Below are 25,246 nucleotides of genomic sequence, written 5' to 3' on the forward strand. Positions count from 1 at the left end.
CTTCACCTACTTTTCAGTTGATTTGCTAACTGTGCTTTTTGAATTTTACCAGTTGCATTTTTAGGCAATTCCTCTAGAAACACAATTTCTTTTGGAACTTTATATTTGGCTAGAAATAAACGACAATGATCAATGACTTCCTTTTCAGTTAATACACTGCAACTCTTTTTCACAATAAAGGCGATTGGAATCTCTCCCCACTTTACATGTTGTGTACCAATTACTGCTACCTCACATACTTCTGATAGTTTATTAATAACTTGCTCTACTTCAAGGGGATAAATATTTTCACCACCGGAAATTATCATTTCTTTTTTTCTACCGACAATGTATACAAAACCATCTTCATCAACTTTAGCTAAATCTCCCGTATATAACCAACCATCTTGAATCGTTTCTTCTGTTGCATCTGGCCGATTCCAATACCCTTTCATTACATTTGGTCCTCTTATTAGTAACTCTCCAACTTCACCAATCTCAACTTTATTTTTGTTTTCATCAATAAGTACATAATCACAAAACAGAACAGGTTTTCCAATTGAGCCTACTTTACGTCTTGCATCTTCTTCTGAAAGCATAAATACGGTTGGTGATGTTTCAGTCATACCAAAGCCTTGACCAAATAAAAATCCTCTATCTATAAATTCTCCCATCAACTCTTCTGGACATGGTGCACCACCGTTATAAAACCAGCGAACTGATTGTAAATTTGTAGTTTCAAACTTTGCGCAATTAATTAATGCTTGGTGAATTGTAGGTACTCCCATTACAACAGTCACTTTATATTTTTCTATCATAGAAAGAGCTATGGTTGGCTCAAATTTTCTCGGAACAATGATTATTCCACCTGCAAATAAAGTTGGAAATGCGAATAAACCAATCCCACCAATATGAAATAAAGGCAATAACACAATGGAGCGGTCATGAACAGTTAGGTCAATCGCAAATGTATTATTAAGCGCATTCCAAAACATATTCTCTTGTGTAAGTACAGCTCCTTTCGGTTGTCCTGTTGTCCCCGAGGTATAACATATAATAAAGGATGCGCTTTCATTTATCTCTTCAAAGTTGTCAATTTTTCTATCTTCTATTTCTTTTAAACTTTTAATCGAAATAACTCTTTGTACATATGTTACATTCTGCATTGACAGTGCCATATTTTGAAATGTTTCCTCTACAAATAAAACTGTAGCTCCACTATCTTTTAACTGAAATATAAGTTCATTTTCTGTTAACCGTATATTCAGTGGAACAGCAATACATTCTACCTTTGCTATAGCAAATAAAAGTACAATATATTCCAAGCTATTTTGTGATAAAATAGCTATCCTCTCTCCTTTTTGCACATTTAAGTCGTAAATTAAATATGCTGCTACTTTACTTACATACTCATGTAACTGTTTATATGTCATTTCCTCCTCTTCTGTAATAATGGCAATGCGATCTGGATGTAAATAGGCCCGTTTTTCAATCCAATAAGCAATGCCTTGCATATTTTCCCCACTCCCTTATCTCTTTCTCAATCCTTCAAATATTAATGACATCGCTGCTTCAAATACATCTTCCGGAACATCTTTCTCTTCCCAATAGCCCCATCGCATTCCTAACAATTGACCAATTGACATAAGACAATACGCAATTGTTTCTTTATCAAGTTGTTTAAATTCTCCCGCTTCCATGCCAGCCGATAAACTTTTTAAAAATCCATTTGCGAGCTTTGCATAATACCATCTATATAAATTATCATCAACAACTACCGCCTGTTGTACAATGTTATATAGATTAGGACGATCTTTCACCCATCGAAAAAAGGCCTGAAAACCTCTTCTTTGTGCCTCTTCATAACTTGATATCCCCTTCATTTCTTCTTTAATAATTAAGCGTAACTCACGGTTCAATCTGCGAATCAATTCATCAAATATATCTTTTTTAGATGGAAAGTAATTATAGAAAGTTCCGTGCGCTACCGTTGCTTCTTGTGTAATATTCACGATAGAAGCTTCGTAATATCCTTTATTACCAAATACCTCTTCTGCAGCACACAATAATTTCTCTCTCGTTTCTAACCCTTTTGTTGTTAGGTTTTTTACATCCATTATTATTTTTTCTGACACCTGAATCACCTCTTAGATTTGATTATAAATATATTTCTGAATTTTTCAATTATTTCCATTAGACAAAATCCGCAAGCGTTTTTCTACATACAAAAAAGGACTAACTTATTTTGAAGTTAGTCCTTTAATCTTAATTAGAATTAAGTTCTACTTTCTCTAACCCCTCAACCAATTGCTTCTTATCTAATCCTTCCCCTATTACTACTAAGTTTATCGGGAAACCGAAGTCTTGCTCCAGTAAAGTTGGTACGCCAAATGAATATTGGAATAAGTGAGGGTATTTATCTCCATGGAATTTCACAAATCCTTTTACACGATAAATGCTATCTGGTAAATTCGAAAGCCATTCGTATAATTTATCTTGATCAATCGATTTCGTAAATTGATACGTCATCGTTTGTATATGTAAATGCTGTTTGACATGTAGTGTCTCATGTTCTCCATCTCTCACAAATTCAGCTTCTTCTATATCTTTTAAAGATATATTACAATACTTTGTTTCAAACAATTTCGCATGATTATTTATTGCTTTTACGTCTTCAAGTACTTTGTTCTTATCCGAATCTGTTAATAAATCTAATTTATTAATAAGAATATGACTTCCATATTTCATTTGCTCATGTAATAGCTGTTGTACATTTGCACTTAATATACTTCGGTTTAACCATCTTACTGCATCTAATACGACTACTATAGATTTCACTTCAAGGAAAGGGGCTAAAATTGGTGATACACATGCATCTAACACTTCAATTGGATGTGCGACACCTGTTGTTTCTATATAAATTACATCTGGTCTTTCTTGTTGATATAAAGAATGTAATTGAATTTCAAGCTCTTCTTTTAACGTACAACAAATACATCCTTTCAGAAGTTCCCTTAACACATTCTCTTTTCCAATAATATCTGTATCTACCGAGTATTCACCGATTTCATTCATCAAAACTGCAACTTTTCGATTTTTCTTCTTTTCTGCTAATAATAAATTTTGCAGCAATGTTGATTTTCCGCTACCTAAAAAACCACCTAATATATGAATTTCTACTTTACTCATTCGACCGACCATCCATTTCTCTACTTCAAATTTCTTCAAAGCGTAATTATTACGATTTATATTTATCATTTTATTAAAAGAATACCTATTTTTGAGACTCCCACGACTAAAGTCGCAAGCCCGAATCCTTACGGATTAACGGGTGGGATTCTTGAATGACTAAGCGTTCGCAAGCCATTTCTGTTTTGAACAGCCTTCAAGATAAGGGCATCTCATTGCCCCTCCTAAACCAGACCATATAGGTGCTTAGGCTGATTGACTGTTACCATCAATCACAGTTGCGTAGCGAATATTCATCGCTCCAACGATATCACGATGTGTCTTAAACCCACATGGACACTTGTATTTTCTATCTCGAGCCTTATTCTTTTCAGCACATTTCGGACAACTTTGACTTGTATAAGCTGGATTCACATATTCAATCTGAATACCAGCTATCGTTGCTTTATAAGCAATAAATTGTGCCAAACGATAGAATGACCAAGTGTGTAGGTTCTTTTCGTTTTTACGGCTTGTTCTTGCCGTCTGTCTTATATTCGTTAGTTGTTCTAATCGAATGACAGAAATCTGATTAGCAATCGCAAAACCAATGATTTCACGACTTGTTTTGTGATCTTTTTCTTGCATCCATCTTTGTTCTTTATCATCAAATCGCCGAATGGCATTCACTTTTTTGTCTTTTCCTAACTTCTTACGAACACTCCGAAACTTACGCTTCCTATATTTGTTTTGCCTACCATTCCCAAAGAAACGAACCTTGTCATCATCTGTGATTGCTACTGCAGGGACCTTGAGACCTAGGTCTATCCCTAAAACTTTCATTCCTGCTTTTTCATTTGTAGGAAGTGTGACAGATATTTGGGCCATCCACTTATTCGATTTCTTTGTGATACGAAGTGTACCTAACTTATGTTTTAACAAATCCAAATTGTGATTTTTTTTATCGATTAATAAAGCACGGACCTTTAAACGAGTGGACTTTCCCTTTACCTTAAACGGGATTGAAATATGAGTGGAGTCAAATGAATAATTTTGATTGTTCCATACACAAACAGGTTTCTTTAGAATCGGAATGATTTTATAATTACTTTTCTTTACTTTTGTAGCAAACATACTTTTCGCATCTTTAATCGCTTGATTCTTCACTGCACTTGGGATATTTGCTTCAATATCTTTTGTGCTTTTTTTCGTACTTTTCTTTGCTTCCACCATTTCCGATACAAGTGTATTTATAACTTTGATATATTCTTGACTGCTTTGTTCCAATAAACGGATTTGTTCTTTTGTTGGAATCAATTTCACTTTCACTGTTAGGGTCTGTGACATACGTTTCATCCCCTTGTTTTTTGATTTTCAACATATTTTCATTTGCTACATTTTTAGCTGTAGAAACAAAATAAGAACGTGTCCATAAACTTTGCAACGTTCTTCTATAATCATTTACCATAGTTACAATGTATCATTTATTTTCGAAAAATCACAACAAAAAGCCCCAATGAAACTACCTATACTTTGTATACTTAAAGTACCACGAACCTTACGATTTTTAGTGGTACTCCGTATCCAACCTCACTTTCATCACATGTCTAAAGGCGATGGGCTTTCTCGTTCGGAAAGGGCTGTAAACAAAACTACTAGATTATCGTTTCATTTTCCATTCACTTCATGAGCAACTCTAATTCCAGACTCGATTGCCCCTTGCATCCATCCATGTGTTAATGTCGTATGTTCTCCTGCAAAGTGCACTCTACCCGCTGGCGGCGTAATATATGGAAACAATTCAAGCTCTTGCCCTGGTTCAAAAGCTGTAAATGCTCCGCAAGAATACGGATTTTGACTCCAGCTAAAAGATTCTCCCGCAACATACTCACTATAAACCACATTTCCATATATTTGCGCTAAATTTTTCAACGCATAACGAATACGTTCTCTATTCGAGAGACTATCCCACGTTAACGCCTCATCTGCCCACGTATAACTCACTAAAACGATAGCCGCCCCTGGTCTATGAATGCCGTAGCTCGGATAATATGTAAAGCGGATAGGTAAATCTGTAATTGACTTACCACCATATTGTCCTGCTCTTTCCCAAAATCTACTTTTAAACTCTATCGCAATTTTAGTTGAAGCAATATAATTTAATTCACGAATTGCCCGCCTTTTATAATAAGAGAATAAATGATATGGCTGAACTTCTACAAATCGCAAAGCTGAAAATGGAATTGTGACAATAGCGATGTCACCAGTTACTATAAATGAATTTAACGTTTGTTCATGTGTTACTTGCATCATTACTTTATTATCTTCCTGTATAATTTTTTCTACTTTATACGGCATAAAAATATTATCCTTTAGCTCTGGTAAAAATGAATTTGGTAATGCATCCATCCCGCCCGTTATCTCATAATATTTCGTCGTTGAAGTGAAAAAGATCATTTCGCGTAATACTTCAATTAAAGACATTCCCATGTATGCTTCCATATCAAGAAGTACTCCGATCATATCTATTGCCCCATCTGAATAATACTCGGTTAAAAATGAACCGAGCGAATATGTTTTATACTTTTTTTCAACAATAATCCAGTTTTTATCCGGATCTTTCTTAATATAATTAAGTATCGGTTCCAATACCCCTAACATTAACCCTTCTGCTGTTTTCCCTCTTTCTTTATCTAAAACTGGATATCCAAGTACACTTGGATCCTTTTCAAACACATCCAATCTCGTTCTTTTGTTATTCGTATAAATTATATCTGAAGAAGTTTTATTAATAAAAAGGTTTAACGGTAGTTTAAATTTACGAATGTAGGCTAAAGTTAAATCATGAGTATCCGGAATACGCATAGGACCTGCGTTAAAATATAATCCTGCACTAAATGGTTCCCGAATCGTATACACCCTGCCACCTATTCTGTTATTTGCTTCTATAATCGTTACCTCGTGCCCAGCCTCTTTTAATAAAGATGCTGCAACTAATCCAGACATCCCTGCACCGGCAATTGTAATCCGTTTGGGGTTATTTGTTTTGGCAAGCCCCTCGTGAATAATTTGAAGCATTTTTTCCATCGATAATGGATTCCCCATGCCAATTCCCCTTTTACGAAGGATTTTACTGAATTATATTCGTTTAACAGAATTCCTATGTTTCATTCAAGTAATTGAGCGGATACATTTTCAATTTCTTGAATATCTTTTATAAAATGTAATAAAATAGATATGAAACTATAGAAGTAAGACGTATTATCTTACATAATAAAATTAATGAAATAGCGAGGAATTTTGAAATGAAAAAAGGTATTAACCGTGTTGTATTAGTAGGAACAGGAGCAGTTGGATGTAGCTATGCTTACTGCATGATTAACCAAGCTGTAGCTGAAGAATTTGTTTTAGTTGATGTAAATGAAGCAAAAGCTGAAGGAGAAGCAATGGACTTAAGCCATGCCGTTCCTTTCGCACCAGCTCCAACAAAGGTTTGGAAAGGTAGTTATGAAGATTGTAAAGACGCAGACCTTGTTGTAATTACAGCTGGATTGCCACAAAAGCCAGGTGAAACACGCTTAGATTTAGTTGAGAAAAACGCTAAAATTTTCAAGCAAATTGTTCGTAGCATTATGGATAGTGGATTTGACGGTATCTTCTTAATCGCAACAAACCCTGTAGATATTTTAACTTACGTAACTTGGAAAGAATCTGGATTACCGAAAGAACGCGTAATCGGTTCTGGTACAACTCTTGACTCAGCTCGTTTCCGCTATATGTTAGGTGAGTACTTCGATATTGGACCTCATAACATTCACGCTTATATTATCGGAGAGCATGGTGATACAGAACTTCCGGTGTGGAGTCACGTATCAATTGGTATTCAAAAACTACAAACGCTTCTTGAAAAAGACAACACATATAACCAAAAAGATTTAGATGATATTTTCGTAAACGTTCGTGATGCAGCTTATCACATTATTGAACGAAAAGGTGCTACATACTACGGCATCGGCATGTCACTTTTACGTGTTACGAAAGCAATCTTAAGCAATGAAAACAGCGTATTAACTGTATCAGCATATCTTGAAGGTCAATACGGCCAACAAGATGTTTATATCGGCGTACCTGCTGTTTTAAACCGCGGCGGTGTTCGTGAAATTTTAGAAGTTGAACTAAGTGAAGAGGAAGAATTAAAATTCGATCACTCTGTTCAAGTGTTGAAAGAAACAATGGCTCCTGTTCTTTAATCATATTTTTCAATCAAAAAAGCAATCCGATTTATATTGGATTGCTTTTTTATATTTTTATAGTTCCCCCTCAATTTAAACGGTAATATTATCTATAAAAAGGGGTGATTTCATGAATGATTCTTTGACGATTGCAATCCTCTTACTAGCTGTAGCATCCTTAATACTTTTCCTCTTCTTAATCATCAGAACGCTATTCCCAACTAAAAAATATGATAAGAATCTCGGATTGATTCTAATTATTTTAAGCTTGTTAGCAATACCGATAAGTATCTTCCTTGTAGGAGGATGGGCAGGTATGGGAGTTAGTGTAATCGCAGTCTTTATTTTTGCTGCTGTTATTATAGCTTTAATTGCAAATACCTTTATTAAACTACCTCCTCCAAAGAAAAAATAATAAATGAACGATGTTTTCATCAAGAGAAAACATCGTTCATTTTCTATCACTTATTATCTTTAATCGGTTCATCATTATTTACATCAAGTACATCTAATAAAAAGATAAAGATTGGAATCCCAATAATAAGCCCCCATATTCCGAGGAAATGCTCTGAAAAGATAAGAATCATAAATGTATAAAAAACAGGTAAATTCGTTTTTGCAGACATAAATTTTGGATTTAATAAATAACTTTCAAGAGCGTGGATTACTGTAATGAACACTAGTATGTAAACAACATACACAACCCCGCCGACGTTATAGGCAATGATACAAAGTGGAAACAAGGAAATAATAACACCAGCAACCGGAATCAAACCGAGTAGAAAGACCATGACAGCCAATACAAGAAGCTGTGGAAATCCTAAAATGACAAGTGCAATTACAGTGAGTACACAATTTACAACCGCAATTAAAAACTGTGCTTCAATCACTTTTCCGAACGATCTTGCAAACCTTTCACCGAAATATGCAATCTCCTCATAAAAAATTTTCAGCTTACTATCTTTAAATTTCGAAGTAAATGCTATAATGCGTTCTTTTTCTAATAGGAAAAATAAGCTTAAAATAAGAGAAAGTAGTATTTGTAAACTGACTTTTCCTATATTTGCTATCGATTGATAAATGACATCTACACCTTGTTCGATATATTTCGATACTTCCATTCCATTAATTGTCGAAAGTGCATATTTAATTATCTCGTTATCAGGTGGGTTTTGAAAAAACAATTTAAATTGATAAATTAATTGTGAAATTTGTATCGTTAGTACAGGCAAATATTTATATAGTGTAGTTACAATAAACGTCACTAACACAATATATAAACCAGCAATAACCACTTTCCTATTTACTTTCAATTTTTTTGAAATAAACTTTTGAAATCGATCCATCAAAAACGTGAGAATAAACGTAATTAATATTAAATTAATCATACTTTTTAATCCATACAATACAAGCGCTAATATTATTAAAACGAGAAACCGTTGAAACCCTCTGCTTCGAAAGAAATTTTTCACTTCATTCATTAAGAATTAACCTCTCCCTTCAATGGATGGAAATCGGATATATTACATTTTATGAACTTCTATAGACAATCTTTCTTACTAATTGGAAAGAATCCTTTTTTTCTTTTTTATTGTCGGATTTTTTTATCTAATACTTTTCTAAAAACTACTTTATCAACTCTATATTTTAGGAGATCTTCTATTTTTAGATTGCTGTTCATACGCATATCCAATATTAAAAAGTTCTTTTTCACCAAACTGTTTCCCAACAAACACTACGCCTACCGGCTGACCATCAGAATCATACCCTGCCGGCACTGCTAATTCTGGATAACCAGCCACAGCTGATAGAAGAACTTCATCGTTATTAATCATCACAAGAGCATCCAAACCTTTTTCTACTAAATACCTATCTAGCTCTTTTCTTGCATTTTCTTGACTCGTTTGAACTACTTTTTCAAACTCACCTTTCGTTATAGCAGATTTTTCAGAGCCCTCAATTAATGTTTGTCCATATTTCATTCGTCTTTTACTATCTTTTTTATTAAACGCTATAATCTCTTCTAACGATTTTACAGGCACATTTTTTTGCTTCGAAAGATAGTCGTTAACATTATGCTTGAACTCATATTCTAATGTTTGCAGATTATCTACACCCTCGCTGTTTAACTGAATATCATCAGTCAATATCGCACCTGCATCTTGAATGTCTTTTCTAATCTTTTCTGCTACTGCTTTTCTATTTTCATCTTGTTGATCTACAGAAAAAAGAATCCCTATCTTTTTCCCTTTTAATCCATCTATCGATAAATCATTCGTATAATTTATTCTATCTCTATCTTTCATTTTTTCTGTCATAGCATCTTTTTCATCATAACTTACCATTGTATTAAATAACGTTGCCGCGTCTTTTACCGTTCTTGCCATAGGCCCTGCAGTATCAAGCGTTTCAGCTAACGGAATAATTCCAGTTCTACTAATCATACCTAAAGATGGACGTAATCCAACTACTGATTGCTGAGATGCTGGTGCTACAATTGATCCAGTCGTTTCTGTGCCAATCGCAAGCGGTGCAAAATCTGCTGTAACTACTGTAGCAGATCCAGAACTTGATCCCGATGTATCAAACGTAATCGGACCGTATGGATTTAAATTTTGTCCTTTCTTCCCACTATATCCACTTGGCATTGTAAAAGATAAATAATTTGCCCATTCAGACATATTCGCTTTTCCTAAAACAAAAGCACCTTCTTCTTTCAACTTCTTCACGATCGTCGCATCTTCATCTGCAATTCAATCTTTTAATACATAAGTTCCTGCGCTTGTCGGCATCACTTTTTCCGTTTGTATATTATCTTTTACAATGACAGGAATGCCATATAAGTTCGATTTCTTATTTAACGCTCTCTCTTTATCTAACTTTCGTGCTACTTCCATCGCATCAGGATTAATCTCTGTAACAGCATTTAATGATATTCCACTTTGGTCGTGTTCTTGTATTCTAAAAAGATAAATACTCGTTAATTCTTCATATGATAATTTCCCATCATCAACCATTTTTTGAAGCTCATCCACAGTCGCATTTACAACTTCTTTTTCTTTTATCTTTATATTATCTATGTCGATCCCCTTAAGCTGATTATGTATCGGTTTTAACACTCTGTCTTTATCATATACAATACGCTCAGGTTCCTTTGGAAAATAATTTTTATACACGTAATATCCTCCGGCACACGCCAATAGAACAATACCTCCGGCGATAGACAACGTTATCTTTACCCATTTTTTCATGTTGCTTCCTCCACTCTAAAAGTTGCTCATTTATATAAAAAAGAGAGTTACCTTTTACTTAACTCTCTCCAATCAAAATGCTAAATGAAAAAATGAAAAAATGAAAGATTTCAATCTAATTACTTTTTTTTTGCATTTGCTTTGCTAACAATTCCTTCACCTGATTATATGTTAATCCTGAATTTTTATTTAAACGTTTCACTTCATCAACATCAGTACCTACCACTGTATATTTTTTCTCATCATTCATTTTTCTACTTCCTTTCTCACCGGATTATTTCTTATATTTCTTCCCTAAACTCTTATAAATTAACACAAATACAAATAAGGAAACTACACTAAATTCAATAACTAAAAGGAGTTCTGTTGCGTAAGAGGAATAGATAGAAAAATGTCGAATTTATTATACTTGTTGAATTTGAGGACTTGGAGGATACATTTTGAAAAAATATGAGTTTAAAAATAACATTCCAACATTGGAAGAATACAAATATTTGTGCGAGTCTGTTGGATGGACTAATTATATGAATTTTGAAGTGGTGGAAACATCACTGAAGAATTCTGTTCACTGCATCACAGTCAAGGATAATGAACAAATTGTGGGTATGGGGAGAATTGTTGGTGATGGGGCTATCTATTTCTATATTCAAGATATAGTAGTCCATCCAGATTATCAGAAAAATGGAATCGGGAAAGAAATCATGCATATTTTGGTTGAATACTTAAATCAGAATGCCCCTGATAAGGCATTTGTCGGTTTGTTTGCATCACAAGGTAAAGAATCTTTCTATGAAAAATATGATTTTAAAGATTACTCACCAAACATGACGGGGATGTTTACTGTCATTTCAAAAAAATAAACATAATAGATTTTTAATTATACGTCATCAATATTGAAGAAATTGTTCTCACAGTAATGCTTATCTTAAATAAGATCTTCCACGATTGGGTGTGAATATTAAATAAGAAAGGACAGTAGATAGTATATATACTATCTACTGTCCTTTCATTTATCTAACTTTTTTTAATTTTGATTTTGAATTGTATTTTTTAATAAAATTTCACTACATCTTCAGTAGGTAAGAATGTTCTTTCCCCTGGTTGTTCATTTGGCTCACCAAATGGCATTTGTCCTACTAAGCTCCACTCTGCTGGAATGTTCCAAGTTGCTTTCACTTCAGCATCTACGATTGGATTGTAATGTTGTAATGACGCTCCAATTCCTTCAGCCGATAATAGCATCCATACAGTATGTTGTAGCATTGCATTTCCTTGATGAGACCAGAATGGGAACTGATCTTTATACAATGGTGCATTTTCTTGCATTTTTTCTACTGTTGCTTGATCTTCAAAGAATAGAACTGTTCCTACACCTGCATGGAAGCCTTTTAGTCTTTCTACTGTTGCTTCAAAATTTTCTGCTGGCACGCGTGATCTAAGCGTTTCTTTTACGATATCCCAAAACTTTTCATGCTCTCCATCCATTAATACAACCATACGGCCACTTTGCATATTGAAAGAAGTTGGTGCGTGTAAAGCTGTTTTTAAAACTTCTTCAATTCTTTCTTTTGTAATTGTAGCGTTTTTTGTTACTTTACGAATTGAACGACGGTTCACGATTGCTTCTTTTAAATTTGTTGTAGTTGCTGACATTTTAATTCCTCCAAATATATGTTTTATTATTTTTATTTAAACAAATCAACTTGAGTCTTTCATGCAAGACGAATTAGCAATATCCATCCGTCTTACATTGCATACCTTCAAATGAATTTGTTTTATCCTTTTCGATTTCTTTATCAATTACTCTTTCTAACGTTTCTTTACTAGCAAGCCCTTGAATGACTTCATCACCAATCATGACAGTTGGAACAGCCATAATATTTGCTTCATCATATGCATGTTGAATTGCTTCTTGATGTTGTTCTTTATATTTACGAGTTACTAAAGCATCTTTAAATTCTGCTTCAGGAAGCCCTACTTCTACCGCTAATTTCGTTAATACATCAATATCTTCAATGTTTTGCTCTTCTTGGAAAAACGCAGTAAATACGCGGTGATGATACTCATTTCCAAGTCCACGCTCTTTCGCGAATTGGCACCCTTCAAAAGCTAAATGTGTATATGGATGCGGAGAAACGCGGGGCAGACGCATTTCAACCCCTAATTTTTTTGCAGTAGGAAGAATGAAAGAATCCCATGAACCTAACTTATCTGGCTCGTTCCAAGGATCTATTTTAGAATATGGACTTGGACGCAATTCAAATGGCATCCATTCGATTTCTACATCTTTCTCTTTCGCTACTTCATCTAATGGGCCTTTTGCTAAAAAGCAAAACGGGCATATAAAATCTGAGTATACTTTCATTTTTACAGTCATATCTTTTACACCTTACCTTCTTTTTATTTTCAGATGTAACCAAAACAGTTACAATTTTAAGAAAAAAATATGCATTCTCTTTTAGAGACTTGCAATTATCATATTATGCATTCATTTTTTGTTGTAAAGATTCAAATAACTGCCCCATCGTAATATTTCTCAACACTTCTTCCATCGCAGATTGCGCCTGAACTAAAATAACCTCTAAAACAGCTTGAATATTCGCCCCAATTGGACAGTCTGGATTCGGTTTTTCATGAATGTGAAATAGTTTGTCTTCTTCCACTACATTCACTGCATGATACACATCTAACAATGTGATTTCATGTAAATCCTTTAATAATCCCGCGCCACCTGGTCCGCGATTTACGTAAACAAATCCAGATTGTTTCAAGTAAGACATTATTTTACGAATGACTACCGGATTTGTATTTACACTCTCGGCCATATAGTCTGAAGTGCAAACTGAAGATGGATTGTTTTTCAAAATAGATAAAATATGAACAGCTATAGAAAAGCGGCTACTAATTTTCATCGTGATCACCACCTCGATGTAATCATTATAGTTACAACCGGAATATAAGTCAATCCTTTTTACAAATTTTTAAAAGCAAATAAAAAAGTGCCCCATTACAATATATGAGACACCTCTTCTTATTCTGCAAACAAGTCTTGAAATTCTTCAATAAATAGCTGCACAGCGATTGAAGAATCCTTTAATGAAGGAACAGCTAAAGCAATTTCTCTCCATACTTGTGGTTCCAATTCTCTCGTTTGTATATTCTTTGGTAAACTCGTTAAAGATAACTCAGCCAAAATTGCGATTCCTAATCCTTCTTGAATCATATTTAAAGCTGTTGTAACTGTGGAAATTATATATTCAGCCCGAAGTGGTACGTTCGCTTGTTTAAACATATCGATAATGGGTGGTTCGTACCCACCCTTACATAATATGATCGGTTCATTCTCTAAATCACCTATTGTAATAGAATCGTTCTTACAAAGAGGATGATCCTCTCTTAAGACAACAACCATTTTCCCCTTCGTTAAGGGCACGATCTCCATATCTTTATTAGGCAAAATAACAATTCCTATATCAACAACCCTCGATACTAACCAATCTTCAACTTCTTTAATCGTGCCTTCACAAAGAACGACTTCTAAGTTCGGATACTTCTCCTTAAAAAGATTTATCATTTTGGGTAAGAAATGTGCAGAAGCACTCGGAAAACTCCCAATTCGAATCGTCCCAACTTCGTGCCCTTTCTCCATCGCTACTTCTTGTTCAATCTTCTCAACGCCGTTTAAGATTTCTCTAATATGTACAAGAATTCTATTTCCAACATCCGTAACGATTAGCCCTTTTCGTTTATCGCGTATAAGAATGGTAACTCCTAACTCTGACTCAATGCTTGAAATCGCATGACTTACAGCTGGCTGTGTCATATTTAACATCCCGGCAGCCTTCGTAAAACTCCCTAATTCAACCGTTTTAATTAAAACTTGAAGTTGTGTAATGGTCATAACTAATCACTTATACTCCTTATAAAAAAGATTCATTTTATTTATCATAGTCGATATCATATCATAGTGAAATGGAATACAACAAGGAGGGATTACAGTGACACAGCTTTCTCGAACTAAGACGGCCATAATCCTTACATTTCTCGTTATTATGTGGGGAATTAATTGGCCGTTATCAAAATTCGCTCTGCATTACACACCACCCGTATTCTTTGCAGGGATTAGAACATTAATAGGAGGATTTATCTTACTTACTTTCGCATTACCGAAATACAAACAATTAAATTTAAAGGAAACTTGGCATTTATACTTTATTTCATCTTTACTCAATATTATTTTGTTTTACGGACTACAAACTGTCGGACTTCAGTATATGCCCGCCGGACTCTTCTCCGCAATCGTATTTCTCCAACCTGTCTTACTCGGCATTTTCTCATGGATTTGGCTTGAAGAATCTATGTACGGCTTGAAAATTTTCGGACTTATTCTTGGCTTTATTGGTGTTGGGGTTATTAGCTCTAGTAGTTTAACTGGACATATTTCTATTATCGGTGTACTACTTGCTTTAGGGTGCGCTATCGGCTGGGCACTCGGCACAGTATTTATTAAGAAAACTGGACACCGCGTTAATGCCATTTGGATGGTAACACTTCAGCTTATTATTGGCGGACTTTGCTTAATCGGATTTGGTTCAGAATTTGAGAGCTGGTCTAACATCGCTTGGAGTATACCATTTGTAAGTGTACTACTATTCATCTCGTTCTTTGTTATTGCAATGGGATGGCTCGCTTACTTTACACTTGTAGGAGCTGGTGAGGCAAGTAAAGTTGGGGCTTATACGTTCCTTATCCCACTGATCGCTATTATTGTAAGTTCAATTTTCTTACATGAGGCCATTACAATTAGCTTATTCATCGGACTTTTATTTATTATCGTAAGCATTTGTTTTGTAAATATAAAGCCGAAAGCACTTGCTGTAAGGCAGCAAGTTGAAGTGAAATAAATAGATATGAGAAAGAGTCTACCACTTGTAGGCTCTTTCTTTTTTATCATTTTATGAGTACAGTCACTTAACATCTTAGCAAAAGGAAAATTTTTCTTTTTTATTGTATGATGATAATTAAGTAGAAAATATTATCTCTAATACATATGTATGGACTAACAATTCTAATCATAAGGGGGAATTATATGGTTTTACAGTATAAAGAATTTGGAGATTCAAGCTCTCCACTTATGGTTTTTATTCATGGGGGCGGAGTCAGTGGATGGATGTGGGACAAACAAATTAAACATTTTACTAACTTTCACTGCCTTGTTCCTGATTTACCCGAGCAAGGGGAAAATAGTAGTAAGGATCATTTTTCAATACACTTTAGTGCTGAAAAAATCATCGAATTAGTTGAAGAAAAAGGACAAGGTAAAACTGTTATAGTAATCGGTTTTTCGTTAGGTGCTCAAGTATTAATTGCAATGCTCAGCATGAAACCAAACTTAATTCAATACGCTATGATAAATAGCGCATTAGTTAAACTAATTCCTTTCGCTAAAACATTAATAAGATCCCTTGGCTTAACCTATCCACTTATAAAGAGTAAGACGTTTTCCAAAATACAAGCAAAATCAATGTGCATAGATGAAACACAATTTGATAACTATTATCATGAAAGTTGTCAAATAAGTAAAAATACATTTGTGAGGATATTAGAAGAAAATATGTCGTTTACAATACCAAAAGGTTTCGAGAATGCTAGTAGCAATATATTAGTGACTGTTGGAGAAAACGAAAAAAGAATCATGAAAGACTCGATGACTACAATCCTTGAAAGCAATCCTAATTGCACAGGTATTATCATTCCTAAAATCGGTCATGGAATCCCTTTAGCAAATCCCAAACTATTTAATACTTTAATTGAAAACCGGCTTAAGCATGATAACCTACCAGAAGAAGTAATGACAGTCAATTGAGTTCCTTATCTTAATAAACCATGTTGTATTTGTAGCTCTCCCCCCCTCGAAGCTGCTTAATCTCAAAATTTTATTAACAAAGGTCTCATTACTTTCAATGAGACCTTTCAATGTTCCCTACTTTTTACGACGTACTACAAAAACACACGTACCTATGGAAGATACAATCGCTAAAACTGATAAGACAATTGCTATTGTTTGCATATTACTTGTACTTTCATTTTTTTCCACACTAGATACTTCACCATGTTCTCCTGTTAATGATGTACCTTTTGCAATCGTAGTAAGTGAGTGGGGCTTTTCAGCTTTCTCATCGCCTGTCCATTCAACAATTTCTCCATCTTTATATTGTTGATATGCATTCCAAGCTATTTGTTGCTCTTTATCTGGATTTTTAGCAACGAAAGTAAATGGTTGGAACTGACCAGGTAAAATCCCTTCTCCTGTTGCTTCCCATATTACAGTTTTAACTTTTCCAGCTGCATCTTTTTGTTCTTCCACTTTCCACCCTGGCACTGGCTCGTACTGTTGAAACTCGACTCCAGACGGTATTTTCAGTGTGACTTTTGTTGTTGCCATATTCTTTTCAACAGGTACCTTTATTGTATAAGTCTCCCAAGAGCTAACGTCAGAAGTTGCTGGTTTCACAGTTACGTGAGCACTAACAGGTAACGAAAAAATCCCCATTGCAATTATTGTTGCGATCATTGTTGTTCCTAATTTTTTTATACGTTTCATTTTCTATAAACTCCTTTTCATTTATAACGTCTTTTTTATCTGCCACCTACAATAAATTTATAATCCGTATCGAAACTATCAAGAGATTTTGTTAATCCGTGAACTTGTATATTCCAGTTTCCTGTCATATTAATATACATACCTTCCGCTTCATATTCTCCCGGTGACACCGCCGAAACTTTAAATGAACCTTTGCCCATATTCATATCTAAAGATTGAGTCGTCAATACAATTTGTTCCATATCAGTAACAGGCTGTCCATTCTCATCCTTCAAAGTAATATGAAATGTATTCTGTCCTACCTTATTAGGACTTACATGTAAAGTAAGTTCATATCCATTATCTAATTGTTTACTCTCTGTAAAAGGTCCCGTAGGAGGCATCGGCGGCGTTTGTACATTTGTCATAAAAGCTACGATTACGAAAACGATAATTCCAATGATAAACTCTACTTTCACCGTAGCTCCTAACCTTTGCTGCGCTCGCATTCTCCCTTTCACATAATGAATAATTCCCAATATCCCCATACACACGAATAAAAGTATCTTTGCTAATAAGGCCAATCCATACTTCGTATCAAATAGGGAATGGATCGTGGGAATAAAAAATGTACTGTTAAAAAGACCCGTTAATAAAATCACTATAACAGTACCTGTTGCCCATGGTGAAAAACGCTTAATCGCATCCCAATACATAGTCCACTTGTCATCCTCTTTACGTAAAAGAAGAACAATCGATGATAGCCCCCCCATCCATAACGAAGCTGCGAATAAATGTAGAAAGTCCATAACGACAGCAATTTCTTTAAACTTTAATCCATATGCATGACTATTGAAGGCTTTCATAACAAGTAACCCAATAAATAATACAATTGGAATGCTCCATACTTTAAACGACGAAAGCCTCTCACTCTTCACTGCAAAATATGTAACAATCATAAGCGTACTAATAAGAGCCATTTGAGTGATCCATACATAACCAAAAACAGATAGCTGTAATGTTTCTTTTAATAATAAAGGATCGAATGCTTCTAGCCATGAAACATCAGCATTTATTTTCGCTTGCAACGGTAAATTGAAAAGTAAACTAATGAATATCCCAAATAATGATATCCATATTATTTTCTTACTCCTCGACTGAACTTGACTTGCACTTCCTTTATAAAGGATAAGATTAAATAATAGAACACCGATAAATAGAGAAAAACTTGTATATAAAATTCCGCGTTCCATAATCATATCGATTTGGGGAACATAGCCCATCTCTTCTACTTTTATATCATCTGTTCCCGCTTCTGCTAATCCAATACGGAATGGAATAACTCCTTGAATCGGATGTCCATCAGCTGAAATAGCTTTCCACTGAATAGAGTAGAGACCATTTTTGAGATTCTCTTTTAACCCAGCCTCTAATATTTTTTTGTTTTTCTTATCAATATGTGCATCTTTTAAATCTACTCTTTTACCTGAGGTGTCTCTTACGAACAATGTATTAAAACTTGAAACTTGTATGTCCTCATCGAATTCAATTTTCACAACAGATGGTGCTTTCTTTAACGTTTCATTTTCAGCAGGATTTGATTTCACAACATACGCATGAGCAGATGCGCTTTTTGGTATCAATATGATAAACACGCACGCTATTAATAGCCATGCCCCTAACCTTCGTATTACTTTCACAATCATTTCACTTCTTTCTTTTTCGTCACTACACTTTCATTACTTTTTACTTCCAAATTTTTATTTCTTGATAAAATATTAACCTGATTAAGTATAAGGATTTATTTAGTATCACTCTCTATTTATTCCTCACCTCTACACTTCTAACAAAATAGTAGCTACTTATATATATATTACTTATATTTTTAAAGTGGATTATCATTATAGCATAAAATATATTTATGTAAGTTTCTAAAGAAGAAAAGTTATCGTGAATCATTTGTGAAAAAAGTGTGAAATAACCTCCCATATAAAGAGAAATACATAAATTAAAAAGGCGTTACGTTATTACGTAACACCTTTTCTCAAGGATAAACTTCCTTTATTTCGCTTCCGGATAATCACAATATTCAATGATTGTTCCCTCTGTATCCGCTGGGTTAAGATATATTAATCTTCTACCGTGTTTATTAATTCGAAGTGTATGTTCTAACGTTCGAATCCCTTGTTCCTTTAATTCTTCTAAAGCTACATCTAAATCGTCTACACGATACGCAACATGATGGACACCTTTCCCTTTTTGCTTTATAAATCGTGCTATTGGAGAAGTTTTATTATTCGTTGGCGCAAGTAATTCGATTCTATCACCATCAACTTCAAGAATAGCTACTTCGCTTTCAACACCAGGTGCTTCACTTACGTATCGATCTATTAAAGTTCCTGATAAAACCTTTTCATAAAACTGTATCGTACTATCTATATCACGAACTGCGATCCCGATATGGTCAATTGTTTTTTTCATTTTATTTCCCCTATTACTTTATTTTTTCTATTCTTATCAATAGTAACAAAAAAAGTTATAGAATCAAATTCTATAACTTTTTTCATTTAACTTATTTTCTTATTCGCACTAGCTGCTGGGCGAACTCCATTTTTCATTTTCACAACGCTAATGCCGTATCCAATTAATCCACCAATTACTGCTGGTAACACCCAGCCTAATCCAACCTCATGCATTGGAAGTAACTTAGTAAGAATATCGCTCACTACTGCTAATTTCACACCAGCAGCACTTAATCCATCAAACATACTTACAATAAATGTTACTAATAAACTTCCCTGATACACTTCAGCTCTTCCATTGAACAATGGGTGAAGGAACGTTAGGAAAATTAATACGATTGCTAATGGATAAATCGCTGTTAATACAGGAACTGAAATTGAGATTAATTGTGTTAAACCTACATTTGCAACAACTGCACTGAAAACTGATAACGTAATTGCAATCGTTTTATATGGAATACTTGGGAATAGCTTATGGAAAAATGAAGAACACGCTGAGACAAGTCCAACACTAGTTGTTAAACACGCTGCTATAACCATTATACCTAATATAACTCCGCCATATGAACCAAAATAATAGCTTGAAACTTTTGCTAACACTGCACCACCGTTATCTAAGTGACCAAGTTTTGCAACACTTGAAGCTCCCATAAATGAAAGTGCTGAATAAATTATTGCTAAAATAGATGCAGCGATCAATGTTGCTTTTGCACAAACAATCATAATTTCTTTTTTTGTTTTTGCGCCCTTTTCTTTAATAGCATTGATAATGATAATACCAAATACGAATGATGCTAACGTATCCATTGTTAAGTATCCTTCTTGGAACCCTTTAAAGAACGCATGTGATGTATAAGCCTCTGCAGGTGCTTGCATTTCTCCCATTGGATGAATAAAAGCAAAGACTACCAAAATTCCAATAAACGTTAATTTAATTGGCGTCAAGATTTTTCCAACAATATCGACAATTTTCGCAGGATTTAGCGAAAAAAAACAAGTGATGCTAAAGAATACAATTGTAAAAAGAATTAGCGCTGTAGAACTTAAGCCTTCTGGCACGAAAGGCTTAATACCAATTTCATAAGAAACGCTTCCTGTTCTAGGAATAGCGAATAACGGACCGATTGCTAAGTATAAAACTGTCGTAAATACAATTCCGAATACTGGATGCACTCGGCTTGCTAATGACTGTAAATCTTCTTTACCTGAAATCCCAAATGCTAATACACCTAGTAATGGTAAACCTACTCCTGTTACTAAAAATCCAGCGTTAGCAATCCATACATTCTCACCAGCTGATTGACCAAGCATTGCTGGGAATATTAAATTCCCTGCTCCAAAAAATAGTGCAAATAACATTAATCCGATAACTACTATGAACGAAAACGGTACTTTATTCGCCATAATATAACCCCCATTCAAAATTTCTTATCTCATTTCCAATTTTAACTAATTGAATTTTCTGAATATTTAACTTAAATATCAACTATTCTTGAACTCATTATAGTTTGTTATATAATATTTTGCAATACTATTTTCAAACTTTTCATTTATTTTATGAATATACATTTTTTAACATGGAAACTAGACTAAAAAACCAACATGGTCATCCATGTTGGTTTTACATTTACTATCATTAATTAAAATTTCGCCGCTACTTTCTTAACGTTCTCTAAACCTTCTTCAACAATTTGCTGTGAGCGATCTGGATATTGATTGTGTCCTTCAATTACAACTGTCTCTGGATTTGCAATTCCCCAGAACCCAAGTACGTTTGTAACGTAATTAACAGCCATTTCCATAGGAGCCATTTGTTCAGAAGAGTAATCTGAACCACGAGCACCTAAAACAACTACTTTCTTATCACCCACTAAACCTTCTGGACCGTTCGCTGTATATTTAAACGTTTTTCCCGCTTGAGAAAGATATGAAATATACGTGATTAATGGTGCTGGTACTGTAAAGTTCCATAATGGGAATGCAAATACTACTTTTTCAGCTTCTAAAAACTGGTTTAAGTACTTATCCACTGTAGCAACTGCCTTCTCTTCTTCAGCTGTTATCTCCATTCCTTGACTACGTTTATATCCACCTGAAATAGCGATATTTCCGTAATACGGAAGATCTAATGCGAATAAATCTAACTCCGTAATTTCTGTATTCGGATTTGCTTCCTTATAAGCACTTACAAATGTTTCATACATTTTTGAACTAATCGCTTGCTCCGCTGGACGATCGTTTGCTTTTACAAATAATACTTTTGACATTGTTTTATTCTCCTCTACTTTTGTATTTTCTTCTTTTTTACCAAACAATGAGCTAAATAATCCCATTTTCTTCACCTAAACTTTCTTATCATATTCATTATTCATCATCATAAAAATTCTTATTCTAATAAAAAGTTCCAATAGATACCTTAACCTAAGTAACTCAAAACTTTTTGTTATTTAATTACCTTATGTAAGTGATTGTAATACATCTACTTACTTTAGTCAAGTAACTTCTCAAAAAGAAAAATATCTCGGATTAAAAATAATAAAGAAATATATTTCCTCATTCAAAATGATAAATTCGAAAACACATAAGTGAAATCCCTTGTATAATACAACTAGAGAGAGAAATTCATCTATAGAGAGGATTAATTAATGAGTACTTTAGAAAAGATTCAAACCTTTATCATTCTTGCAGCTGTTATATTCGGGGTTATATTAGGACAATTTAATATGATACATATGTATTCGGAAAAATTTATTGTTCCCTTCTTATTTTTCATGCTTTATGGATTATTCCTCAGCATCCCATTAAAGGAAATAAAAAATGGATTCCGCAACTTAAAATTCGCTGAAACAAGCCTAGGTATTAACTTTATATGGACACCTTTTCTTGCTTGGGGATTAGGCGCGTTATTTCTTTCAGATCACCCAGCACTTTGGGTCGGCTTTATTATGTTAATGGTTACTCCGTGTACAGACTGGTATTTAATTTTCACAGAGATCGCAAAAGGTAACGTCGCATTATCTACATCAATTCTACCAGTAAATTTAATTTTACAAGTACTATTGCTTCCAATATATTTATTTTTATTTGCTGGTGTAATGAAGACTGTAGCGGTTTCTATTTTAGTAGAAAGTATTGTTATCGTAATCGTCTTACCATTTTTACTTGCGCACGCTACAAAATTCATTATGTATAAAATGAAAAAAGCTGAAACACTTGAGAATAAACTCATTCCGTTTTTTAGCTCTGCTCAAATTGTATTTTTAAGTTTAGCAATAGTAGCGATGTTCGCCTCACAAGGTAAGTACTTATTACAAAATATGAATGTTGTTTTATTGTTACTTATACCAGTATTACTGTTCTTCATAATTAACTTTATACTAGGACAGTTTGTAGGACGTATGATGCATTTATCCTATGAAGACACTGTAAGCCTAAGCTTAACAACATTAGCGAGAAACTCGCCTGTTGCACTCGCAATTGCTGTGACTGCTTTTCCAGACGAGCCTCTTATTGCACTTGCACTCGTTATTGGGCCGTTAATTGAGTTGCCCGTTCTGGCTTGTGTTTCACAAGTGTTATTGCTTATCAAGAAAAAGCAACAATACACATAATAAAAAACGTCCCACTGCGGGACGTTTTTTATTATCGAGAAATTATAGAATTAACAATAATTATCGCCTCTTACTCATTAATAAAAATGATATAATAGAAGATTAACTTTTCGTTACATTAGCAGAGCCTTTCTAATTAAAAATTATAGGGAAAGTAAATATAACGAAAGCTGCCCAAAGTCCGTAAATTGGCAAATACTTCGTAACGGCATCTTGGATAGCTGTCGGTCCTGATTTGTTTTGTAGAAAACGCATATAGGAAAACATAATCCAAATTAGATTTGCCCAGATCAGTATGTTTACTCCTAAGACAGCAAGTCTATTAGGTGTAATCCCATAAGAAGAAAGTCTGAATACGATGGCTGACAAAGCTACAGTGTCAATAACAAGCGCAAGAACAATTAAGGCAAAATTGATATAATCTGAAATGTTCTTTTTCTCGTCTGATTCACTCTCAACAATGGAAAATATGGTAACAGCCAATACACCAAGGAGTATTCCGTTGAAGGCCATTAGGAAATTGCGGTCCAAGAACGGATTTTTCCCGACCCATATAACCGTTATAAGATAAATCAACAATGTGATCAAGACGAGAGGACTAAAAATTTTAGATATGTATGGTGTAATATTCTTAGCAAGTTTAAGATTCATTGATGCCAAGTATGCAGCCACAATAGCGAGAGCGGCAGCACCAAATAAAATAACATTACTAAAATAGAAGTCTTCTATATTCAAGTCAACAAACCTAAATAACTGCATGGTTAATGCTGCTAGTACCATTCCGCTCACTGCCATGCTGGCGTAGAGAATACCATATTCCAAATTAAATTTAATATAAGCTAATCTCGTACTTCCTTTTGAATATTCATTTCCTGTAAACGCAAGCCCTACTAAGACCCATAAGAATATAGGAAGATGTAAATAAGCAAGGATAATGCTGTCTTTATAAGTTAATGGCAACATATTAAGATACAACCCGGAAATTAGGAACAACGCTACAAGGGAATAAATAATACTTTTTTTCGGAGTATTATTGTAAACAAAATAAGCAGTAATAAAGGGAATTACACCAAAAGCCAAGTTAATTGGAGCAATTGCTCCCTGTTCGACAAAATGGAAGATTACCCTGGTGCTTAGCCCTGCCAGAATAGCTAAAATCCCCATGAATAAGAAACCTTTTTGAAACAATGAAGGTTTTTCTGTATTTGCCGTCTCCTTGAAATGCAATCTTTCATACCAAGCACCAAGAACCTGAGAATCAGGGTTTTCATCCCATGCTTGTGAGAATGACTTTTTAAAAGCTTTCGGGTCTTTTCTATACATTCTCTCCAACTCATGAGGGTTATCCATATTTTCAATTATCACATTGTTAACCTCCATATTTATACCTCCTCTAATTTTAAAAATAACGTTGTTACCTTTTCCATAAAAAGCACCACACTTATTTATTCTGATTTTGATTTTAATATAAAATTTATCGTTTTGCAATAAATTTTTATCACTTTAGATAATGTTTTTGTTGTATGTTTTTATTCCAAGCAAAAACAAAAAGCATTCCTCATTCAAAGAAATGCTCTATAACTTTTTATAAACATCGGTGTAAGCTACTTTCAGCTGTTCTCTTCATTGCTTGTTTTTATTTTCTAATTTCTTATTTTTCCTTTATATAAAAGAAATGATCAAAATGATATAAACGCCCAATTTAATAACACCTTTTCAAACAATTATTTCAAATAAATTTTAGTGCTAGTATACAAAACTCTGTAATTATAAAATAAAAAAGCATGACATAAAATAATCTGTACCCTTTGTAAAGGACATTTTGAAAAAAGTTAGGCAACATCAAGGAGATGATTTCTGTATCCAACAGGAGTCATCTTTTTTAAATTCCATTGATCTC

At 34.1% G+C, this 25,246-nt stretch carries 23 protein-coding genes and 1 pseudogene; 6 read left to right on the forward strand and 18 right to left on the reverse strand.

Features of this window, described 5'->3' with window-relative positions; translation table 11 throughout:
* Positions 1 to 2 precede the first annotated feature (2 nt).
* From B5P42_RS16355 to B5P42_RS16385, 5 genes are all read right to left on the reverse strand, one after another.
* The gene (locus tag B5P42_RS16355) at positions 3 to 1,493 is read right to left on the reverse strand and encodes an o-succinylbenzoate--CoA ligase (protein ID WP_113734666.1); all 1,491 of its coding nucleotides are present in this window, start codon (positions 1,491 to 1,493) and stop codon (positions 3 to 5) included.
* 15 nt (positions 1,494 to 1,508) lie between these two features.
* Positions 1,509 to 2,114 carry a TetR/AcrR family transcriptional regulator gene (locus B5P42_RS16360; protein ID WP_113734667.1) on the reverse strand — a complete coding sequence of 202 codons (606 nt, stop codon included), beginning with the start codon at positions 2,112 to 2,114 and terminating at the stop codon, positions 1,509 to 1,511.
* Positions 2,115 to 2,244: 130 nt separating this feature from the next.
* Positions 2,245 to 3,168: a CobW family GTP-binding protein gene (locus B5P42_RS16365; RefSeq protein ID WP_181458803.1), complete on the reverse strand. Its 924-nt coding sequence runs from the start codon at positions 3,166 to 3,168 to the stop codon at positions 2,245 to 2,247.
* 246 nt (positions 3,169 to 3,414) lie between these two features.
* Positions 3,415 to 4,494: an RNA-guided endonuclease TnpB family protein gene (locus B5P42_RS16370; protein WP_113734669.1), complete on the reverse strand. Its 1,080-nt coding sequence runs from the start codon at positions 4,492 to 4,494 to the stop codon at positions 3,415 to 3,417.
* Between the two features lie 321 nt (positions 4,495 to 4,815).
* Positions 4,816 to 6,252 carry a flavin monoamine oxidase family protein gene (locus tag B5P42_RS16385; protein ID WP_113734670.1) on the reverse strand — a complete coding sequence of 479 codons (1,437 nt, stop codon included), beginning with the start codon at positions 6,250 to 6,252 and terminating at the stop codon, positions 4,816 to 4,818.
* A 200-nt stretch (positions 6,253 to 6,452) separates the two neighbouring features.
* Here B5P42_RS16385 and B5P42_RS16390 point away from each other — a divergent pair, with 200 nt between their 5' ends.
* Together B5P42_RS16390 and B5P42_RS16395 are read left to right on the forward strand one after the other, a co-directional pair.
* Positions 6,453 to 7,397: an L-lactate dehydrogenase gene (locus tag B5P42_RS16390; protein ID WP_002012312.1), complete on the forward strand. Its 945-nt coding sequence runs from the start codon at positions 6,453 to 6,455 to the stop codon at positions 7,395 to 7,397.
* Between the two features lie 112 nt (positions 7,398 to 7,509).
* Positions 7,510 to 7,794, forward strand: a complete 285-nt coding sequence (locus B5P42_RS16395; RefSeq protein WP_002086206.1) for a YesK family protein — start codon at positions 7,510 to 7,512, stop codon at positions 7,792 to 7,794.
* 46 nt (positions 7,795 to 7,840) lie between these two features.
* Here B5P42_RS16395 and B5P42_RS16400 read toward each other — a convergent pair whose 3' ends face one another.
* The 3 genes and pseudogenes from B5P42_RS16400 to B5P42_RS32730 form a co-directional block, all read right to left on the reverse strand.
* Complete coding sequence (locus B5P42_RS16400; RefSeq protein WP_002126875.1) at positions 7,841 to 8,860, reverse strand: AI-2E family transporter; 1,020 nt, start codon at positions 8,858 to 8,860, stop codon at positions 7,841 to 7,843.
* Positions 8,861 to 9,019: 159 nt separating this feature from the next.
* Positions 9,020 to 10,630: pseudogene (locus B5P42_RS16405) on the reverse strand (amidase family protein).
* 115 nt (positions 10,631 to 10,745) lie between these two features.
* The gene (locus tag B5P42_RS32730; protein WP_002012306.1) at positions 10,746 to 10,880 is read right to left on the reverse strand and encodes a hypothetical protein; all 135 of its coding nucleotides are present in this window, start codon (positions 10,878 to 10,880) and stop codon (positions 10,746 to 10,748) included.
* 190 nt (positions 10,881 to 11,070) lie between these two features.
* Between B5P42_RS32730 and B5P42_RS16410 the strand changes: the two genes are divergently transcribed.
* On the forward strand, positions 11,071 to 11,490 hold the full coding sequence (locus tag B5P42_RS16410) for a GNAT family N-acetyltransferase (RefSeq protein WP_002126872.1): 420 nt from the start codon (positions 11,071 to 11,073) through the stop codon (positions 11,488 to 11,490).
* Between the two features lie 190 nt (positions 11,491 to 11,680).
* Here B5P42_RS16410 and B5P42_RS16415 read toward each other — a convergent pair whose 3' ends face one another.
* The 4 genes from B5P42_RS16415 to B5P42_RS16430 all read right to left on the reverse strand — a co-directional run bounded on the left by B5P42_RS16415 (position 11,681) and on the right by B5P42_RS16430 (position 14,531).
* A complete protein-coding gene (locus tag B5P42_RS16415) occupies positions 11,681 to 12,283 on the reverse strand; it encodes a nitroreductase family protein (protein ID WP_002135720.1) in 603 nt (200 codons plus the stop codon).
* Positions 12,284 to 12,356: 73 nt separating this feature from the next.
* Positions 12,357 to 13,007 (reverse strand): DsbA family oxidoreductase, encoded by a 651-nt coding sequence (locus B5P42_RS16420; protein ID WP_107887671.1) that lies wholly within the window; start codon positions 13,005 to 13,007, stop codon positions 12,357 to 12,359.
* A gap of 103 nt (positions 13,008 to 13,110) precedes the next feature.
* Entirely contained in the window at positions 13,111 to 13,542 is a 432-nt protein-coding gene (locus tag B5P42_RS16425) for an Rrf2 family transcriptional regulator (RefSeq protein WP_002064865.1), read from the reverse strand.
* A 119-nt stretch (positions 13,543 to 13,661) separates the two neighbouring features.
* The gene (locus B5P42_RS16430; protein WP_002012297.1) at positions 13,662 to 14,531 is read right to left on the reverse strand and encodes a LysR family transcriptional regulator; all 870 of its coding nucleotides are present in this window, start codon (positions 14,529 to 14,531) and stop codon (positions 13,662 to 13,664) included.
* A 97-nt stretch (positions 14,532 to 14,628) separates the two neighbouring features.
* Here B5P42_RS16430 and B5P42_RS16435 point away from each other — a divergent pair, with 97 nt between their 5' ends.
* The gene (locus B5P42_RS16435) at positions 14,629 to 15,534 is read left to right on the forward strand and encodes a DMT family transporter (protein WP_113734671.1); all 906 of its coding nucleotides are present in this window, start codon (positions 14,629 to 14,631) and stop codon (positions 15,532 to 15,534) included.
* Between the two features lie 185 nt (positions 15,535 to 15,719).
* Positions 15,720 to 16,496, forward strand: a complete 777-nt coding sequence (locus tag B5P42_RS16440; RefSeq protein WP_113734672.1) for an alpha/beta fold hydrolase — start codon at positions 15,720 to 15,722, stop codon at positions 16,494 to 16,496.
* A 117-nt stretch (positions 16,497 to 16,613) separates the two neighbouring features.
* On the opposite strand, the gene B5P42_RS16445 is transcribed toward B5P42_RS16440, so the two are convergent.
* From B5P42_RS16445 to B5P42_RS16465, 5 genes are all read right to left on the reverse strand, one after another.
* Complete coding sequence (locus B5P42_RS16445; protein WP_113734673.1) at positions 16,614 to 17,234, reverse strand: YcnI family copper-binding membrane protein; 621 nt, start codon at positions 17,232 to 17,234, stop codon at positions 16,614 to 16,616.
* A 35-nt stretch (positions 17,235 to 17,269) separates the two neighbouring features.
* Positions 17,270 to 18,919: a copper resistance CopC/CopD family protein gene (locus B5P42_RS16450; RefSeq protein ID WP_107887673.1), complete on the reverse strand. Its 1,650-nt coding sequence runs from the start codon at positions 18,917 to 18,919 to the stop codon at positions 17,270 to 17,272.
* Between the two features lie 355 nt (positions 18,920 to 19,274).
* Positions 19,275 to 19,694: a VOC family protein gene (locus B5P42_RS16455; protein WP_113734674.1), complete on the reverse strand. Its 420-nt coding sequence runs from the start codon at positions 19,692 to 19,694 to the stop codon at positions 19,275 to 19,277.
* 86 nt (positions 19,695 to 19,780) lie between these two features.
* Positions 19,781 to 21,139, reverse strand: coding sequence for a branched-chain amino acid transport system II carrier protein (gene brnQ, locus B5P42_RS16460; RefSeq protein ID WP_044444552.1), 1,359 nt, complete (start codon positions 21,137 to 21,139; stop codon positions 19,781 to 19,783).
* A 236-nt stretch (positions 21,140 to 21,375) separates the two neighbouring features.
* Positions 21,376 to 22,068 (reverse strand): FMN-dependent NADH-azoreductase, encoded by a 693-nt coding sequence (locus B5P42_RS16465; protein WP_113734675.1) that lies wholly within the window; start codon positions 22,066 to 22,068, stop codon positions 21,376 to 21,378.
* A gap of 312 nt (positions 22,069 to 22,380) precedes the next feature.
* Here B5P42_RS16465 and B5P42_RS16470 point away from each other — a divergent pair, with 312 nt between their 5' ends.
* Positions 22,381 to 23,346, forward strand: a complete 966-nt coding sequence (locus B5P42_RS16470; protein WP_113734676.1) for an arsenic resistance protein — start codon at positions 22,381 to 22,383, stop codon at positions 23,344 to 23,346.
* A gap of 132 nt (positions 23,347 to 23,478) precedes the next feature.
* Here B5P42_RS16470 and B5P42_RS16475 read toward each other — a convergent pair whose 3' ends face one another.
* Positions 23,479 to 24,726 carry a DUF4153 domain-containing protein gene (locus B5P42_RS16475; protein ID WP_113734677.1) on the reverse strand — a complete coding sequence of 416 codons (1,248 nt, stop codon included), beginning with the start codon at positions 24,724 to 24,726 and terminating at the stop codon, positions 23,479 to 23,481.
* Positions 24,727 to 25,246 lie beyond the last annotated feature (520 nt).

The organism is Bacillus sp. SRB_331, assembly GCF_003264175.1.
GTDB classification, from domain to species: Bacteria; Bacillota; Bacilli; order Bacillales; family Bacillaceae_G; genus Bacillus_A; species Bacillus_A mycoides.